Origin of the sequence: Candidatus Agathobaculum pullicola, assembly GCF_052117205.1 — a bacterium.
GTDB classification, from domain to species: Bacteria; Bacillota; Clostridia; order Oscillospirales; family Butyricicoccaceae; genus Agathobaculum; species Agathobaculum pullicola.
The window spans coordinates 16,227-33,962 of record NZ_JBQKJP010000034.1; the positions used below are offsets into that span (position 1 = coordinate 16,227).

Sequence of the window (17,736 nt, forward strand, 5' to 3'; positions counted from 1 at the left end):
ATTATATCCTTTTTACCGAACAAAGTAAAGCGGGCATGTGACGGATTTTGCGCTTATTTGTCTACCGCCCGTTATGCAAAAGCGCAAAAAGAAAGAACCGCAGTTTATCAAACCGCGGCTCTCCCTTTTGGAAATGAGGAATGAATGTTATGGGCTTTCCAATACTGGCGGAATCGTCCGGCCGTCGCCGGTATCCCTTGCTTTTTTTCGCTATCAGGTTAGCATTTTCCCTGCACACTGTCAACAGAACACCGGCGTTCTTAACGCAATCTTAACTGTCCTCCATTGTCCAGCTCAAACCATTATGGAAGAAATACAATACGCATTGGCAAACCGGCCGCACAAAAATTTCCCGCACCGCCAGCATATAAGCCTGCATCTGGGCGCGGTACTGCGACGCGCGGGCGGCAAGACCATTTTCGGTCACCCTGTCGGTTTTAAAATCCAAAATGACAAAGCCCTCCGGCGTGTCAATCAGACAATCGATGACGCCTTGCAGCAGTACCTTCTCTTCGGGCGCCTGCTCCGCCACCGGATAATACCGCGCCGCCGGCACCAGAACGGAAAACTTAAACTCCCGCCGCACCGGATACGCCGCCATCAGGCCGCGGTATAAGTCGGATGTGAAAAACGCCTCGATCTTTCTCGGGTCGATTGCCGCCGCCTGCTCGGGCGACAGCAGTCTCGCCTCTTCCAGCCGCTGCCGTTCACGCTCCACGCCGCCCGGCGCCGACGCCGCATCAAAATCGCAAAACTGCATGAACAAATGGTGCGCTGTGCCGACCTCGGCAGGTGTCAGGCGGCGCTGCCCCTGCTCGAACAGCGGCGCGCGCAGCTTTACTTCACGGCGCGGCGGCGGCGTCTGCTCGGCAGCCTCGTCCGCGCGATAGCCGCGACCCAAACCGGTCGCGGTCAGTTTGCTGGGCAGCTCGGACAGAAAAGCATTCGGGTACTGCAAATACGGCTGTACGGTGTAGCCCTGCGTATCTGCCTCGGCAAAACGCAGTACCTCGGGCAGCGCAGGCTCGGCAACCTCATCCGGCCGGAACACCCGCAGAATAAACGCATCACAGTCCGTACCGTGCTCGGGCACCTCCAGCCCGTAGGCGTCCCGCAATGCACGCGCCGCAGGATGCCGCAGCAGCGGCGCGACAATCCATGCCAGCGGCGCACGCACCGCGCCCATGGCGTACTGCGGCAGCCGGTCGAGCACTGCCCACTGCGCCCACTTTTGCAGTGATTTTTCCAGCGTCCCGCTTGCCGCGGTGATAATCAGCTTTTCCCGCGCACGTGTCAGCGCGACGTACAGAACGCGCAGCTCTTCGCTGACCATTTCGCGCCGTTGCTGCACTGCGACCGCGGTTCGCTCGACCGTGTCATACTGCACGCCACGCGTCAGGTCGCGGCACTTCGAGCCAAAGCCCAGCTCTTTATGAACCAGCACTGGCTCACGTAAGTCGATTTCGTTGAACTGACCGGCACAGCCTGCCACAATTACCACTGGAAATTCCAGACCCTTGGACTTGTGAATGGACAGAATACGCACCGCGCCGCCTGTCGTCTCCGCACCAACCGTCTGGAAGTCCTCCCCTGTCTCCTGCATGCCGCGCAGCAAGCGCACAAAGGCGAATAGGCCGCGATAGCCCTGCGCTTCAAAGGCGCGCGCCCGCTCAAAAAACGCCAGCAGATTGCTCTGCCGCTGCGCGCCATTGGGCAGCGCACCATACAAACCGAGCGCCCCCGTCCGGTCGTAAATCTCCCACAGCAATCGATACACCGGCTGGTCGCACGCGAAGGTGCGCAAATCGTCCAGCTGCTGTAAGAACAGTTCAACCTTATCAAACTGCTCACGCGAGGCAACCAGTGCATCGTAAAAACCGATGTGTCGGTCGATCAGTCGAATGTCGGCCAGCTCCTGTTCGGTAAATCCGAACAGCGGCGAGCGCAGCACGCCGATGAGGTCCACATCCTGCCGCGGGTTGTCAATGACCGCCAGCAGCGACACCATCGTGCCTACCTCAGCCGTGCCCAGCAATCCGCCGCGCTCCTCCGCGCCGGCAGTCAGGCCGGCCTGTTCGAGTGCTGCGATGAATACCTGCGCACGCGGTCCCGGCGAGCGCAGCAGAATGACGATATCGCCCGGCGTGACCGGCCGCAGCGCACCTGTCTCCTTGTCAAAGACCGGGAATCCTTCGTCCAGCAGAGCACGGATGCGGGACGCAACCAGACGTGCTTCCAGCGAGGTTTTATCCGGCGCATCCTCGTCCTCACCCAATCCCGCCGCGTCGAGCAGCAGCACCTCGGTTTTGTACCGCGCATGCCCGGCGTCCGGATAGTCCATGCCAAGGTGTAAGGCTTCGCGATCGGTATACTGCAAATCGCCGACCGTCTCGCCCATCACAGCCGAAAACAGATAATTACACGCATCCAGCACTGCCCCGCGCGAGCGGAAGTTCTGTCCAAGCACCACACGACGCGGCGCATCGTCCTGCACCTCATCTGCGTCGGCAAAGGCATGATACTTTTGCAGAAAAATGGACGGGTCTGCCAGACGAAAGCCGTAAATGCTCTGCTTCACGTCACCAACCAGAAACAGGTTACGCTCTTCCTGCGACAGCGCGCGAAAAATTGCGTCCTGCACTGCGTTGGTGTCCTGATATTCGTCCACTGCGATTTCAGCATATTGCTGGCTAAGCGTGCGCGCGAGCGCGGGAGGCTGTGCGCCATCATACAACAGTCGCACGGCAAAATGCTCCAAATCGTTAAAGTCCGCAGCATTGCGCACGCGCTTGGCATCGGAAAACGCCTGTTCAAACGCATTTACCATGTCAATCAGTGCGGATAATGCGGGCGCGGTCAACGTGCGGTCGTAGGCCGCTTCCTCGGCCGACACGGTCAGCCACTTCTCCCGGATGGTTTTGGCGACCGTTTTCCACTCCTCGCGCAGGGCTTTTATCTCCTCCAGAAACGCCTTGTCCTCGAATTTGCGCGCGGCTTTCAGACGGTCAAATGTAATCGACTGCGCCGCTTCCACGCAGGCATCCCAATCCCCGCTGTATAGCGCGTCCAGCAGGCGCTCGGCTTGGTTCAGATCGCTCGTCAGCGCGGGCAGATAGGTGTCATAGAGCTCGTCAATGCCGGTCACAGCATCCACCGCCATGTGAAGAAAAGCCGCGCCGTGCTCCGCTGCCGCGCGCGCCTGCGTGAGCAGCACCGCCGCGTGCGGTGTGTCCATGCCGTCCGCGTGCAATCCCTGCCGCACCGTTTCCAAGAATCCCTGCGGGTCGGGATGCGCCTGAATCTTTTCGTATGTGCTCAAAATCACGTCGCCCAGTTTTTTGTCATCCCGCCCCGCGGTCAGCAAATCGCAGAGCGCGAAAAAGCCCGCCTCGCCGCGCTCGTAGGCCGCGTCCAGCACCTCTTCCAGCACTTCGGTGCGCAGGATTTTTCCCTCCTGCGCGTCCATCAGACGGAAATCCGGCGCAATGCCGAGCGCCGCGGCCTGCTCCCGCGCGAGCGACAAGCACAGCGCATGAACAGTCGTGATTTTGGCGCGATGCACCAAGAACAACTGTCGGCGCAGGCGTGTATCCTGCGGGTCGCGCGCAACCGCCTGCGCCAGCGCAGCCCCGATACGCTCACGCATTTCGGCGGCGGCGGCATTGGTGAAGGTCACCAGCAGCAGCCGGTCAATATCCACCGGGTTTTCCGGGTCGGTCAGACGAGTTAGCACCCGCTCGACCAGCACGGCGGTCTTGCCCGAACCCGCCGCCGCCGAGACGAGCAGCGTACCGCCCCGGTTTTGGATTGCGGTCTGCTGGTCTTTGGTCCACTGCGGCACGTCACTCACCTCCTGCCTGCTGCCAGAATTCTTCGTCTGTCAGATGTTTTAAAAAGCGCGCCTTGTCTCCCGCTGTCTCATCAAAGCGGCAGGCTGCGCGGAAATCGCACCAATCGCAGTAACTCGACTGCTTATCCTTTTTGCAAGGGTCGGCCGTTACACTGCCTGCACGCAGCTCTTTGCCCATTTCGAGCAATTTTTTATGCGTGTATCGCGCGAGTCTGCCGAATTTCTCCAAATCGGCCACCGCGCTTTTGGCCGCAAGCGTCGGCACGTCCTCTCCCTTTTTCACCTTGACCGACACTGGCAGAAAACGGCCGTCACCTTCCAGCCCGTGCTCCATCGCGTCAAGCAGCTCCATGTCGTCGCTGAGCAGACCGCTGCGGCGCAGCGCTTTGTCGCGCAAGGCGCGCAAGGTATCCTCGTCCGTGTCTCGCGCGGCATCCGGCAGCGCATCGCGCACTGGCACATACAGCACACCCGCCGGCACGATTTCATTCAGTTCGGCTTCCAGCCGTGCACGGTAGCGCTCCAGTCCTTCCTGCTGCAAGGCATACAGATAAATGACCAGCTGCATGTTCAGCCCATACCAAATATCCGACAGGGAGAACGACTTTTTCCCGCTCTTGTAGTCCATCACGCGCAGATACAGCCGCCCGTTTTTGATATAACCGTCCACGCGGTCCACCTTACCGGACAGCGACACGTCGCCATCCGCATCCTCACATGTGACGGGCGGCAAATCACCCCCGCGCGAGAAATCCACCTCATAGTCGATGGGTTCAAAGTCGGACACGCGCAGCTCTTCCAGCACGTTTTCCAGAATCTGCTCCGCCGTGCGGGCCAGCCGCCCGAACAGATAGCGAAAGCGCGCCGTGCGCGTCTCCAGTCCGCCGAGTTCCTCGCGCACATATTGCCGCACAACCGCGCGGCACACGCGCCGAACGGTTGCCTCGTCGGCAGCCGCCGCGCCGCCCTCGGTTTTGCCCAGCTCGGCAAGCGCATGCTCAAGCACATAATGCAGGAATGTGCCGGTTTCCAGCGCGTCGAACCGCGCTACCTTGCGCGGCTTGGCCTTGAGGCCGTACTGCATGAAAAACGCAAACCGGCAGGAATAAAAGGTGTCCACCCGCGAGGCGGTCAAATTCAGGTGTTTGCCGTACAGTCCCTCGATAGTGTGCAGATTTTCCAGCGGACCGCGCCCGCGCCGCTGGGCCGACGCGCGGTGCACCCGCTCGTCATCCTCATAGAAATCATAGGCCGCGCGCACGGCGGGCGAACGGTCGCCCGATAAATAGGCACACGCCAGTTCCACTGCTGGACGTTCGGCCTGCAAGCGGTCGCGTACCGACTGTGCCTGATACGCGTCCAGTGGCACTGCGGGAAGCAGGCTGCGCACCGTGCCGATGAAGTACGAAGGCCGCGTCTCGCCGCCCGCAGCGTCTGCGGTGTGATAGGACAGCAGCAGCTCCTCCGACGGGCACGCCAGCGCGCGGTACAGTGTTTCCTGCTCCATGAGCAACCGCTCCGCACCATAGGCTTTCAGCTCCACGCCCAGCGCGTCCATCTTATCCCGATCCATATCGCTCAGCAGCGATGTAGAAGCCGTAGTTTTCGGAATCAGCCCGTCATTGACGCCGAGCAAAATCACATATTTGACGTTCTCGCCGCAAACACGCTCGATATTGCCGCAGGTGACACGGTCGAGCGAAACCGGAATCGAGCCGACGTCGTACTCCCCCAGCACCAGCCGGAACAGCTGCGCAAACCGTTCGGCGGTAAGCAAGGTCTCCCCGCACACCCACGCAAACTGCTCCATCGCGGAGACTAAAATCTCCCACAACTGCCGGTACTCGTCCGCCAGCTGCAACCGTCCCGCCTGTTCATGCGCGGCGGCACGGTCCGCCATGCGCTGCGGCGCATCCACCGCAAGCAGAAAATCATACAGTGCGCGCACGCAGTCAGAGGCGGGGTTTTCGCCCTTCAGACGCTCGCGCAAAGCAGCAAACGGCGCAATCGCCCGTGCCCGCAAAGTATTCAGGCTGACCAGCTCTGCGCGTATATCCTCATGGATGGGCAAACCGTATCCGTCCGGATGCTCGGTCCAGTCGCGTTCCCACGCGCCGCCGCGGATGTTCCATGTCAGCACATAGTTTTCCAACCGGTCGACCTCATCGCGCGTCAGGCTGGTCAATCCGGTCTTGAGACAGCCGAACATTTCCTCATACCGGAAGCCCGTGCGCACCGCCTCCAAAGCCCCCATCACCAGTGCCATGGGCGGGCGGGAAAGCAGGTCGGGCTTTTCTGCCAGAAACACCGGCACATCATACCGTGCCATTGCCATCGCCAAAGCCGCGCTGTACGGCTCGATATCTCGCGCCGCAATCACGAAATCCCGGTAGCGCGCACCTTCGTCGCGCACCTTGCGACGGATATAGGCCGCTGCATGCTCACACTCGTCAAAGGGTGAGGTCGCCGCGTACAGACGCACGCCCTCGCCTGCCTCTTCGTGCACGCCGCGCACAGGCAGCAGGCTTTCCGCTTCCACCGCAGCCAATCCCGCCGGGCGGGACAGGCAGCTGGCGCCCAATTCTATCCGTTCCACCTGTTGATTATGCCGCTTTGCCATACGGGTGAGCGTCTTGACCGTCTTGCAGCCGGTCACAAAAATCTCCGGCTGCGACAAATCGCAGGTCACGGCTGCCGACAGCGGTACGCCCGCCGACAACATCGCCTCCACTACGGTCAGCTCCTGTACGGTAAAACCCAGAAAACCATCCAGATACACCTGTGCCCCCGTCAGTACATGGCTTTCGGGCAGACGGTCGCGCAGATGGGTCAGGCGGTCACGCGGGTCGGGAAGCGACTGTTCACAAAGGCGCTCATAAGCGGTCAGCAGCTGCGCTAAGTCAGACAACTTCGCGGAAAGCGCCGCGTCCTCACTCTCTTGCGCTGCATCGAACAGCATTTCGGGCGAAACCGCACAGGTTTTGCACTCATCCACCAGTCGCAGCGTCTCGCGCAGCAGTTCGGGCTTGTCCGCAAGACCGCTCCAGACCGAAAGACCACCCTGCACACGACGCGCTGCTTCTTGCAAAGTAAGGAGCTGCCCTGCGGGGGTCAGCATCTGCTGCGCCAGCCCACCGACCTCGGAAAAAACACGGTCGGCCAGACGCGAAAATGTCAGCACCTCGGCAGTGCGCGCGCCATGGTTTTCAGTGGCCTCGGCAAGCCGGCGCTCCATCTGATGCGAGTTTAGTTCCGGAACCAGAAGAACCTGCTTCCCCTCGCCCTTTCGGCAGGCTTCCGCAATTTCCCGCAGAATCGCCGTTGTTTTGCCGCTTGCCGCGCGGCCCGTCCAAATTCGCATGGTACACGCTCCTTTCGCTTGGTCTATCATACCATGCCCTCACACCGTTCCGCAACCAAATGAAAAAAAGGAAAATTTATGGTTGACTTTTCTCCAAGTTTCGACTATACTATATCTCGTGCTGTGAATGCCTCTGTAGCTCAGTCGGTAGAGCAGGGGACTGAAAATCCCCGTGTCGGTGGTTCGATTCCGCCCGGAGGCACCATTTTGTTAAGCGTTATCGCGAATGGCTCTTACAAAATCCATGTCCATCGCAGGAGTCGAAAGGCGGCTCTTAAAAACAATCCGGTGGATTGTTTTAACCGCCGTGGCTTTGCCGCAGCAAAGCGATTCCGCCCGGAGGCACCAAATATATGCGGCTGTAGCTCATCTGGTAGAGCGCCACCTTGCCAAGGTGGAGGTAGCGAGTTCGAGCCTCGTCAGCCGCTCCAAAAAGAAAACGCCTGTCTATGACAGGCGTTTTCTTTTTGGTAATACGCAACTGGTGAGGCGCGAAAGCCCGGTAAAAAACATGCCGATGGCATGTTTTTTCGGGCATGTGATTAGGCCGACTGCCCCAGTCGGACGGATCCTCACAAAATCCGACCTCGACGGGCGGGTTTTGTGCCCCGCGACAGTCATCCGTTTTGTTTTCCACTTTCTGCCCCCGCTTGCCCACGCAAACGGTCTGTGATATACTCTGACCATACTTTATTGAGAGGTTTTCAATTATGCTGCATGAATTTTCCCGTGAAGAGCTGCTGCTCGGCGCGGATGCGCTGCAAAAACTGGCTTCGTCGCATGTCGCGGTTTTTGGTATCGGCGGTGTCGGCTCGTTCGCTTGTGAAGCGCTGGCCCGCGCAGGCGTTGGTGAACTGACACTGATAGACAACGACATGGTTTCCCTGACCAACCGCAACCGTCAACTGATTGCACTTGTTTCGACCACCGGACAAGCCAAGGTCGAAGTCATGCGTGAACGCATCGCAGACATCAATCCGCGCTGCACCGTACACGCGCTGCAACAGTTTTACACGCCGGACAGCATGCTTGATTTGACGCAATTCGATTATATCATTGATGCCATCGACACCGTCACCGCGAAATTGCACCTGATTTCGGAATGTGACCGGCTGGGTGTGCCGCTTATCTGCTCAATGGGCACAGGCAACAAGCTCGACCCGACACGCTTCGAGGTCTCGGACATTTATAAGACCTCGGTCTGCCCGCTCGCACGCGTCATTCGGCTTGAATGTAAAAAGCGTCGCATCCGCCGTCTCAAAGTGGTTTACTCCAAGGAAGAGGCCCGCACTCCCCTGCCCTCGGAGGAACAAAAAGGCACCGCAGGCCGCGCCGTGCCCGGCAGCGTATCCTTTGTGCCGCCGGTTGCCGGTATGATTCTGGCGGGCGAAGTCATCAAGACGCTGACCGCTGATATGCTGCCCTGAGCGCGCACCTTGCTATTTGTGCTCGTCCATGATATGATAAAGCCAGAATCCACAAGAAAAGGTGTTTCAATGGAATATATCACCCACTCGCCCGAGGAAACCGAAGCCTTGGGCGCAAATTATGCCGCATCGCTGCAACCGGGCGATGTTGTCGCCTTCTCCGGCGACCTCGGCGCGGGCAAAACCGCGTTCACCCGCGGCGTGCTGCGTGGACTCGGCTATCAAGGACGAGTCACCAGCCCGACTTTTGCCATCGCCAACGAATATGACACACCCAGCGGTCGTGTAGCGCATTTTGACCTGTACCGTATTCTGGACAGCGAAGCGCTTTTTGAAATCGGCTTTGAAGAATACTTGGACGGGAGCCGCATCGTTTTGATGGAATGGAGCGAAAACGCGGCTGATATCTTACCGGCACAATACAAAACCGTACACATTGCATATGAAAATGAGCCGAATGATCGGCGCATCACCATCGGGGAGGTACGCGCATGAAAATTCTTGCACTGGAATCCTCCGCCGTCAGCGCCTCGGTAGCGCTGACCGAGGACGAAAAACTCATCGCGCAATCTTTTCAAAACTGCGGGCTGACCCATTCGCGCACGCTGCTGCCGATGGTAGAGGGCCTGCTGCAAAATTGCGGGCTGACGCTGGACGAAGTAGATGCCATTGCCGTGGCGCACGGCCCGGGGTCGTTCACAGGGGTGCGCATCGGCGTAGCAACCGTCAAAGGGCTGGCGCTTGGCGCGGACAAGCCGTGCATCGGCGTATCCACGCTGGAAGCGATGGCATACGGTGCACACGCGCTCGACGGTCGCCTCTGCTGCGTGATGGACGCACGCGCAGGACAGGTCTATAACGCGCTGTTTTCCATCGAAAACGGTTTGCCCAGCCGCTTGTGTGAGGACCGCGCTGTCAAACTGACCGACCTTGCGGAAGAAATCGGCGATACAGCGTATTTTCTGGTTGGAGACGGAGCCGAACTATGTTATAATACCCTTAGGGAAAAATGTACCGGCCTGCGCCTCGCACCGCCCGAGCTGCGTTACCCCACTGGCTACGGCGTTGCCGCCGTTGCCCTGCCGTTACTACAGGCAGGTAAAACCTGCTCCCCACAAGAGCTGGACGCCTTTTACCTGCGCCGTCCGCAGGCCGAACGCGAACGTATGAAACGGCTTTCCGGCAATGCACCGAATCTACATTAAAGGAGACAAACGATTATGGCTACCGTTCATGAAATGGATCACCCGCTAATCAAGCATAAGCTCAGCCTGATGCGCGATAAAACCACGGGCGTAAAGGAGTTCCGCGAAGCGACGCGCGAAATCGCCATGCTGATGTGTTACGAGGCAACCCGCGATCTGCCGCTCAAGGAGATTTCGATTGAGACGCCGCTGGCAGAAGCGCGTGTACAGGTTATTTCTGGCAAAAAGATTGCGCTGGTTCCCATTCTGCGTGCCGGTCTCGGTATGGTGGAAGGCATGCTGGAAATGATTCCGGCCGCCAAGGTCGGCCATATCGGCCTGTACCGTGACCCCGACAGCCTGCAGCCGATTGAGTATTACTGCAAGTTGCCCAGTGACATCGAGGAGCGCGACGTGCTGCTGCTTGACCCGATGCTTGCAACCGGCGGCTCTGCCATCGCCGCCATTGACGGACTCAAGCGCCGCGGCGTCAAGCACATTAAGCTGATGAACCTCATTGCAGCGCCTGAAGGCATTGAAGCCGTTGAGAAAGCGCATCCGGATGTAGATATTTTCGTAGCCGCCATTGACCAAAAGCTCAATGACCACGGCTATATTGTCCCCGGTCTGGGTGATGCCGGCGACCGCATCTTCGGCACCAAGTAAATCCCAGAATATCAACAACGGTGCGGCGACATGCTGCACCGTTTCTACAGGAGCAATCAAATGGAATTTCAGCATTATGAAATGGAATCCAAGCGTCTACGTTTCCGCCGTCTGCGCGCAAACGACTTTTCCCTTGTCGCCCCGCTCCTTCAAGATAAACAGACGATGTACGCCTGGGAACACGGTTTTTCCTATGAGGAAGTCATCGATTGGATCGCGGATATGCTACGTCGTTACCGAGAGGATCAGTGCGGGTATTTTGCCGGTATTGACCGGGAAACCGGTGCATTGGTCGCATTGGCTGGTCCACTGGTTGAGCGTCTTGACGCTGATACTACTGCGCTCGGATTGGGTTATATCGTGCGACGCGATCTGTGGAGACAAGGTTATGGAGTGGAATGTGCCCGCACTGCACTCACCTTTGCGTTTGAAAAACTGGGTGCATCGCGCGTGCTTGCCCTAATCCGCCCAGATAACATTGCATCCCTTCACGTTGCAGCCGCTTGTGGCATGAAACCGGTTGGTCGATTCACAAGAGCATATCGTGGGAAAAAGCTGCCGCATGTGATATGTGCAGTGGAGCCCGCGGCGTTTTTCGCCACGTTAAATGCAGAAGCCGACCAGACTGACGACATGGAGGAAGCCGTGCCATAACTTGCTTTTGCAATGAAAAAACAGCAGCTGATTTACTCATCAGCTGCTGTTTTTCTTTATAGAATAGAGCCGGTTCCGTCATCTGCCTGCTTACAGATCGAGCGAATCACTACCGTATAGGTGTCGCCATCCTCGGTCATCACGGAAACACGATCCCCCTGCTTTCTGCCCAGCAGGGCTTTCCCCAGCGGCGCCTCACGGCTGATGCGTCCCTGCAACGGGTCACACCGCACGGTTGTGACTACCTGTATGGTTTCGGTTTCGTCATCCTCCTCAAAATACAACTCCACCTTGTCAAACAACCCGACCTCATCTGCCGCGGCACGATCCTCAATCACACGCGCCGACTTAATCATGCGCTCCAGATAACGGATACGGCTACGGTTGCGATTCTGCGCTTGTTTGGCCGCCTTATACTCAAAATTCTCGCTCAAGTCGCCAAATGCGCGCGTTCGCTTGACCTCCTCAATCAGTTCAGGCATCAATTCCAGCTTGCGGTGGTTCAGCTCCTTCTGCATCATTGCGATATCCTGCGCGGTCAATTCATCATTCATCCGGTTTCCTCTTTTCTTTCTCTCACGCAGACTTATCGCGTGAGAACATAAAAAGGCCGCTTGATAGCGGCCTTTCCGTTTCAGCTTCCCTTATCGGTACTGCTCCGCCCACACAGGTGCATTTGCTGCCAGAGAAGCAGGCACATCCAGCACACGTTGATTCGCGCTGCCGCGAAAGCGCAATTCAAGATTGCGCTCGGCTTCCACAAACGGCCCGTCCACCAGCAGATCCAGCTGTCCCAACAGCTTTTTCACAAACGGATCCGGCAGCTCCAACAACTGCTCGAACGTATAGCCGGAATACGCCATCAGGTGCTTTCCCCTTGCCTTTAACTCCACTGCCAGTCGATACAGCGGCTCGGGCTGACAAAACGGCTCACCGCCCGAAAACGTCACGCCTTTGACCAGCGGATTGCTGCACATATCGCGCAGCAATGTGTCCAGTTCCATGTCCTTGCCGCCTGCAAAATCATGTGTTTGCAGATTATGGCAGCCGGGACAATGGTGCGGACAGCCCTGTGTGAACAGTGTATAGCGGAAGCCGGGGCCATCCACAATGGACTCCCCGACTGTACCCGCAATGCGTATGGTGCCTTCCATCACGCGGTGTGCTCCTCCTCCAGCGAGCAGCAGGAAACCGTGTGCTTGACGCGGTCATGCTCCTCTGCGCGCTTGGCATTATTGAAGCGATCCAGCGTACCGACTAAATAGCCCGTAATACGGCGGATACGCTCAAAGCCCACGCCCTCGCCGATTAACTGCTCCTGCATTTCCTTCTTTTCCATCATCAAAACGCTTCCTTTCTCATTCTTTGACAATTTTCAATGTATTGGGCAGACGATCGGCCTCCTCGGCGGGATCGCCGTGATAGCCAAGCGTCATACTGTTCAAATGCTTATAAAGTCCCAGCTTTTGCAGTTTGGAAAGCGGCACACCTTCCCCCTCATGTCGTCCGCAGCGCGGGCAGGTTTCACCGATAATGCCAGTATAACCGCAAACCGGGTCGCGGTCAATCGGATGGTTGATTGCGCCGTAACCGATACCAGCTTCCTTCATGGCACGCACGACTGCTTCAAACGCTTCCAGATTCTGCGTCGGATCGCCGTCCAGCTCGATATAGCTGATATGTCCGCCATTTGTCAATTCATGATACGGCCCTTCGCGCATAATTTTCTCAAATGCAGGGATCGGATAATAGACCGGGACATGAAATGAATTGGTGTAATAATCACGGTCGGTCACGCCCTCAATGCGTCCATACTTCTCTCGGTCGATTTTGACAAAGCGGCCGGACAGGCCTTCTGCCGGGGTTGCAATCAAAGAGAAGTTCAGGCCGTATTTTTCACTTGCCTGATCCATACGCTCCCGCATGTGTCCGACAATCTCCAGACCAAGATTCTGCGCTTCATCGCTTTCTCCATGGTGCTTGCCGATCAGCGATTTAAGCGTCTCCGCCAAGCCAATGAAGCCGAGCGTCAGCGTGCCATGCTTGAGCACCTCGCCAACCGTATCATCCGGACCGAGCTTGTCCGAATCCATCCAGACGCCCTCGCCCATCAGGAACGGATAGTTGCGCACTTTTTTGGCCGACTGGATGCGGAAACGCGCCAATAGCTGCTCTATGACCAAATCAATCTTGCGGTCCAGATCCTCAAAAAACCAGTCGATATCGCCGTGGCTGCGGATAGCAATGCGCGGCAGATTAATCGAAGTAAAAGACAGATTGCCGCGGCCGTTGACGATTTCACGGGTTGGGTCAAAGTGGTTGCCGATGACGCGCGTGCGGCATCCCATATAAGAACATTCGGTTTCCGGATGGCCGGGCTTGTAATATTGCTTATTGAACGACGCGTCCAGAAAGGAAAAATTGGGGAACATCCGTTTCGCGGAAACGCGGCATGCCAGCTTGAACAGGTCGTAGTTCGGCTCCCCCTCGTTATAGTTGACGCCCTCTTTCACCTTGAAAATGTGAATCGGGAAAATCGGCGTTTCTCCATTGCCCAAACCGGCTTCGGTTGCCAGCAGCAGCTGCTCTATAACCAAACGGCCTTCGGGCGAGGTGTCCGTGCCATAGTTGAGCGAGGAGAACGGAATCTGCGCACCTGCACGCGAATGCATGGTATTCAGATTATGTACCAGCGCCTCCATCGCCTGATAGGCGCTCTTGCGTGTCTCCTTATCCGCATACTTACGGGCAAAGCGCATACATTTCTGGACCGCCTGCTCGTCCAGTGTTTCGCCCAGTGCCGCCGCCATTGCTTCGTCATAACCATTGTTTCCGGCAAGGCAAGCCCATTTACCGGTCTGCTGCTCGACCCGTTCGGTCAGCGCAGCCGCATCGACCTCATTGTTTTCATCCCCACCAAACACCTCAAGCGCTTTGGCCAGATTGCTGCGAAACAGCTTGCGGAACGTCTTGCGGATGCCCGGAGCCATCGAGTAATCGAAATTCGGGACCGACTGGCCGCCGTGCTGATCGTTCTGATTGGACTGAATGGCGATACACGCCAGCGCCGCATACGAGCGAATATCGTTCGGTTCGCGCAAAAAGCCATGACCGGTGGAAAAACCGCCGTCAAACAGCTTAAGCAGGTCTATCTGACAGCAGGTTGTGGTGAGTGTCAGAAAATCCAAATCGTGGATATGGATATCACCCTCCCGATGCGCATTGGCGTGCGCCGGGTCGAGGATAAACATCTCATAAAACTGCTTTGCACCCTCGGAACCATACTTGAGCATGGTACCCATTGCTGTATCGCCGTCGATATTGGCATTTTCACGCTTTACGTCATTTTCCAGCGAGGACTGAAAGGTTAAATCCTCATACACCTTCATCAGCCGGGTGTTCATCTCGCGCACACGGGTGCGCTCATTGCGGTAAAGAATATACTTTTTTGCGGTGCGGGCATGTCCGCTTTCGATCAGAACCTTCTCTACCGTATCTTGTATCTGTTCCACCGTGGGAATTTGCTCTCCCACGACCTTTTCCAGCGTCTTTTCCACCTGTTCAGCCAGACCGCGCGCCATGTCGTAATCCTGTCCGCCGGAAGCCTGCGCCGCGCGGAAGATCGCACCCGCAATCTTGTCAATCTCAAAGGGGGCATTACGCCCGTCGCGTTTGACGATCTGCTGAATCATAAGTTCTGCTTCCTCTCTCATACAAAGACCACCGTACGGTGATCACAAAATTTCGTGGATTGCTATCGTTTTTCGCACCATATCTTGTGCCTGTGCTATATATTTTACCGCTCATAGAGCGGCCTGTCAAGGGGAAACCGGGTTTTTGGAAAAATTGTGATAATCAAAATATTTTTCTTGTTGGTTTCTCTGAAAATTCGGCATTTTCTCTGTGGACAACAATCGACGGTTCTGTGCATAACTCTTCTTCTGTGGAAAATTCTGTGTACATCTTGTCGATAAATGCAATGCAAACCATTCTTTTCTATTTTTCAATCCAACACAAGATATAGTGTACGCTACACAAACCGCACATGATCACTCAAACGCCTCACAGCCCATAATCTGCAAACAGAAAGAGCCGCCGCTCCACTGCTGCGCCTCTTCCGTTTACCTTGATTTTCTTTAATCCGCCAAGCCGATTGCGTCCGACAACGGGATGGAAAGCACCAGCCCGTGGCTGCGCGTATTCATACCGACCGCTTTCATCAGCGCTGTCATGATTTCCTGCCGCTCCTCACTGCGTACAACCAGAAAAACAATTTCCTTTTCCGCTTGAATCTCGATACCGAAAAATCGCTTGACTTCATCCTCCGCAATACCACGCGCAGCTATCACAGTTCCACCACGCGCGCCTGCCTTACGCGCCGCATCCATGGCGACATTCGTATATCCCCGCTCCATTACCACGACGACTGCGTCCAATCCACAGGCTCGCTCTGATTTGCTCATACTCTCCGCCTCCTCGCTTTCAACATCTGTTTGCGTCAACACCTTGTGCCATCGCATACCGATTCCGCTAATCGGAACAGTAAAGGCAATGCCCTTGCCCGGATAACGCATTTGCAGATCATGGCCCAACTTCTCCAGCAGCAGACACGCCCGCTCCCGATCCGTCAAGCAAAAAACAATCGCCTTGGCCGTTTCACCGATGCCGAGCAAATCCAGCATTTCGGTTTTCGCCGTGCCATGTGCCATACAGACAAAATCCACGAGCACATGGGTATCGCGGTACAGACGGAGCACCTTTTCGCTTTGCGATACATCCACAACTGATATCAGCAATTCCACCGCACTGCGCGCCGTCATCTGCGGCTGATACTCACCCATGCTGATCCTCCTCTTCCAGAACGATAACTTCTTCCTCTTCCTCTGCCCCGGCTTGTGCTGCTTCATCTGTCCGCCGCAGCTTTCGATGATACAACAAGCCGAGAATTTGAATTGTCAGCAACGGTGTCATTGCAACCATCGCCACAATACCGAACGCATCCGTCAGAACATTACCGCCCAAAGCCTCGCACGCTCCCATTGCAAACGGCAGGAGGAATGTGGAAGTCATCGGACCGGATGCAACGCCGCCCGAGTCAAACGCAATACCGGTAAAAATCTTTGGGACAAAAAACGTCAAACCAAGTGCCAGCAGATAGCCGGGAATAACGATCCAATATACAGAAATGCCGGTCAGCACACGCAGCATGGAAAGACCGACCGAACTGGCAACGCCGATAGACAGGCTATGCATCATTGCACGCTGAGAAACTCCGCCATTGGTGATATTCTCTACCTGACGGTTCAGCACATGCACTGCCGGCTCTGCCGTCACCAAAAAATAGCCGATCAGCATGCCCAGCGGCACCAGCATCCAGCTGTGTCCGCTTTGTGCCAACTGTTTTCCCAGAAAATGACCTACGGGCATAAAGCCAACATTCACGCCGGTCAAAAACAATGCAAGGCCGAAAAAGGTATATCCGAAACCAATTCCGATTTTTTTTAGCTGCATCCGATGAAAACGGCGAAACAACAACTGAAAGACTGCGCAGAATAGAATGATCGGAATTAGAGCAAATAACACTTCATGTACATACTCCGGCAGGCTATGCGCAAACAGCATCGCCACCTGCTTGGTGTCTTCCACCTCCGGCACCGTAACAGCAGTATAACCCGGATCACCGCCTCTATAGAAAATACCAAGCAGCAACACCGCCAGAATCGGGCCGATACTGCACAGCGCTACCAAGCCAAAGCTATCGTCCTGCGCATCCCTGTCGCCTCGAATGGAAGCCAGACCGATACCCAAGGCCATGATAAACGGCACGGTAATCGGGCCGGTCGTCACACCGCCGGAATCAAACGCTACCGCAACAAATTCATTCGGTACAAATGCGGATAAAATCAAAACGCCGATATAAAATACAATCAGCAAGGAAGCCAATCGAATTTTGAACAGCGTGCGCAGCATTGCCAGTACAAAAAACAGACCTACGCCAATTGCTACCGTCCAAATCAAAACCGCATTGGGAATAGAGGGAACCTGCTGCGCCAAAACTTGTAAATCCGGTTCTGCAATGGTAATCAACACACCAATGACAAATGTGATACCCACAACCGCTATCAAATTTTTTGTACGCGGTAATTGCGCACCGATACCTTCTCCCATTGGTGTCATAGAGACATCCGTTCCAAGCGAAAAGAATGCCATACCGACAATCAGCAACACCGCGCCGACCAGATATAAAACCAAAGTTCCGACTGGCATCGGTGTTATTGTGATACTTAGCAGCAGCACAATCAACGTAATTGGTAAAACAGACGATAATGCCTCTACAATTTTTTCCTTTAAAATCTTATTCATTGCATTTCCCCTATAAACAAAAATCAATATATTATACCATAGAAAGTGTATGAATTGGGGAAACACAAAGAATCTTAACAAAAAATAAACGCCGGTTCATCAGAACCGGCGTTATCCATATGCGCATCGAGTTATCTTTCCGGGCCGTCGCCAGCCAAGTATTGTCACCGTAAACGAGCTTAACTACTGTGTTCGGAATGGGAACAGGTGTACCCTCGTCACCATTGACAC

At 56.1% G+C, this 17,736-nt stretch carries 12 protein-coding genes, 2 tRNA genes, 1 rRNA gene and 1 pseudogene; 7 read left to right on the top strand and 9 right to left on the bottom strand.

The features are described from left to right. Nucleotides 1-271 precede the first annotated feature (271 nt). Together addA and ACTQ3V_RS11375 are read right to left on the bottom strand one after the other, a co-directional pair. Nucleotides 272-3,841, bottom strand: a complete 3,570-nt coding sequence (gene addA, locus ACTQ3V_RS11370) for a helicase-exonuclease AddAB subunit AddA (RefSeq protein WP_441467600.1) — start codon at nt 3,839-3,841, stop codon at nt 272-274. A gap of 1 nt (nt 3,842) precedes the next feature. After that, nucleotides 3,843-7,211 carry a PD-(D/E)XK nuclease family protein gene (locus ACTQ3V_RS11375; RefSeq protein WP_441467601.1) on the bottom strand — a complete coding sequence of 1,123 codons (3,369 nt, stop codon included), beginning with the start codon at nt 7,209-7,211 and terminating at the stop codon, nt 3,843-3,845. Between the two features lie 129 nt (nt 7,212-7,340). On the opposite strand from ACTQ3V_RS11375, the gene ACTQ3V_RS11380 reads away from it, so the two are divergent. The 7 genes from ACTQ3V_RS11380 to ACTQ3V_RS11410 all read left to right on the top strand — a co-directional run bounded on the left by ACTQ3V_RS11380 (nt 7,341) and on the right by ACTQ3V_RS11410 (nt 11,142). Beyond that, nucleotides 7,341-7,416: transfer RNA gene (locus ACTQ3V_RS11380), tRNA-Phe, on the top strand. Between the two features lie 150 nt (nt 7,417-7,566). After that, a tRNA-Gly gene (locus ACTQ3V_RS11385) sits at nt 7,567-7,642 on the top strand. 279 nt (nt 7,643-7,921) lie between these two features. Beyond that, nucleotides 7,922-8,638 carry a tRNA threonylcarbamoyladenosine dehydratase gene (locus ACTQ3V_RS11390; RefSeq protein WP_441467602.1) on the top strand — a complete coding sequence of 239 codons (717 nt, stop codon included), beginning with the start codon at nt 7,922-7,924 and terminating at the stop codon, nt 8,636-8,638. A gap of 69 nt (nt 8,639-8,707) precedes the next feature. After that, a complete protein-coding gene (tsaE, locus tag ACTQ3V_RS11395; protein WP_441467603.1) occupies nt 8,708-9,133 on the top strand; it encodes a tRNA (adenosine(37)-N6)-threonylcarbamoyltransferase complex ATPase subunit type 1 TsaE in 426 nt (141 codons plus the stop codon). Continuing rightward, nucleotides 9,130-9,843, top strand: a complete 714-nt coding sequence (gene tsaB, locus ACTQ3V_RS11400) for a tRNA (adenosine(37)-N6)-threonylcarbamoyltransferase complex dimerization subunit type 1 TsaB (RefSeq protein WP_441467604.1) — start codon at nt 9,130-9,132, stop codon at nt 9,841-9,843. Before tsaE ends, tsaB begins: the two co-directional genes overlap by 4 nt. A 15-nt stretch (nt 9,844-9,858) precedes the next feature. Continuing rightward, a complete protein-coding gene (upp, locus tag ACTQ3V_RS11405) occupies nt 9,859-10,488 on the top strand; it encodes a uracil phosphoribosyltransferase (protein WP_441467605.1) in 630 nt (209 codons plus the stop codon). A gap of 60 nt (nt 10,489-10,548) precedes the next feature. After that, complete coding sequence (locus ACTQ3V_RS11410; protein WP_441467606.1) at nt 10,549-11,142, top strand: GNAT family N-acetyltransferase; 594 nt, start codon at nt 10,549-10,551, stop codon at nt 11,140-11,142. Between the two features lie 56 nt (nt 11,143-11,198). On the opposite strand, the gene ACTQ3V_RS11415 is transcribed toward ACTQ3V_RS11410, so the two are convergent. From ACTQ3V_RS11415 to rrf, 7 genes and pseudogenes are all read right to left on the bottom strand, one after another. Further along, nucleotides 11,199-11,696, bottom strand: a complete 498-nt coding sequence (locus ACTQ3V_RS11415; RefSeq protein WP_441467607.1) for a GreA/GreB family elongation factor — start codon at nt 11,694-11,696, stop codon at nt 11,199-11,201. A 90-nt stretch (nt 11,697-11,786) separates the two neighbouring features. Continuing rightward, nucleotides 11,787-12,296: an anaerobic ribonucleoside-triphosphate reductase activating protein gene (gene nrdG / locus ACTQ3V_RS11420; RefSeq protein WP_441467608.1), complete on the bottom strand. Its 510-nt coding sequence runs from the start codon at nt 12,294-12,296 to the stop codon at nt 11,787-11,789. After that, nucleotides 12,296-12,433, bottom strand: a pseudogene (gene nrdD, locus ACTQ3V_RS11425) (anaerobic ribonucleoside-triphosphate reductase); the annotation flags it as partial. The gene nrdG and the pseudogene nrdD, both read right to left, overlap by 1 nt. Before the next feature lie 67 nt (nt 12,434-12,500). Further along, complete coding sequence (locus ACTQ3V_RS11430) at nt 12,501-14,834, bottom strand: anaerobic ribonucleoside triphosphate reductase (protein ID WP_441467611.1); 2,334 nt, start codon at nt 14,832-14,834, stop codon at nt 12,501-12,503. 444 nt (nt 14,835-15,278) lie between these two features. After that, nucleotides 15,279-15,983: a hypothetical protein gene (locus tag ACTQ3V_RS11435; protein ID WP_441467609.1), complete on the bottom strand. Its 705-nt coding sequence runs from the start codon at nt 15,981-15,983 to the stop codon at nt 15,279-15,281. Continuing rightward, nucleotides 15,976-17,505 carry a DUF1538 domain-containing protein gene (locus ACTQ3V_RS11440; RefSeq protein WP_441467610.1) on the bottom strand — a complete coding sequence of 510 codons (1,530 nt, stop codon included), beginning with the start codon at nt 17,503-17,505 and terminating at the stop codon, nt 15,976-15,978. The genes ACTQ3V_RS11435 and ACTQ3V_RS11440 overlap by 8 nt, the downstream gene beginning before the upstream one ends. A 118-nt stretch (nt 17,506-17,623) precedes the next feature. Then, nucleotides 17,624-17,736 (bottom strand): 5S ribosomal RNA (gene rrf / locus ACTQ3V_RS11445); the annotation flags it as partial.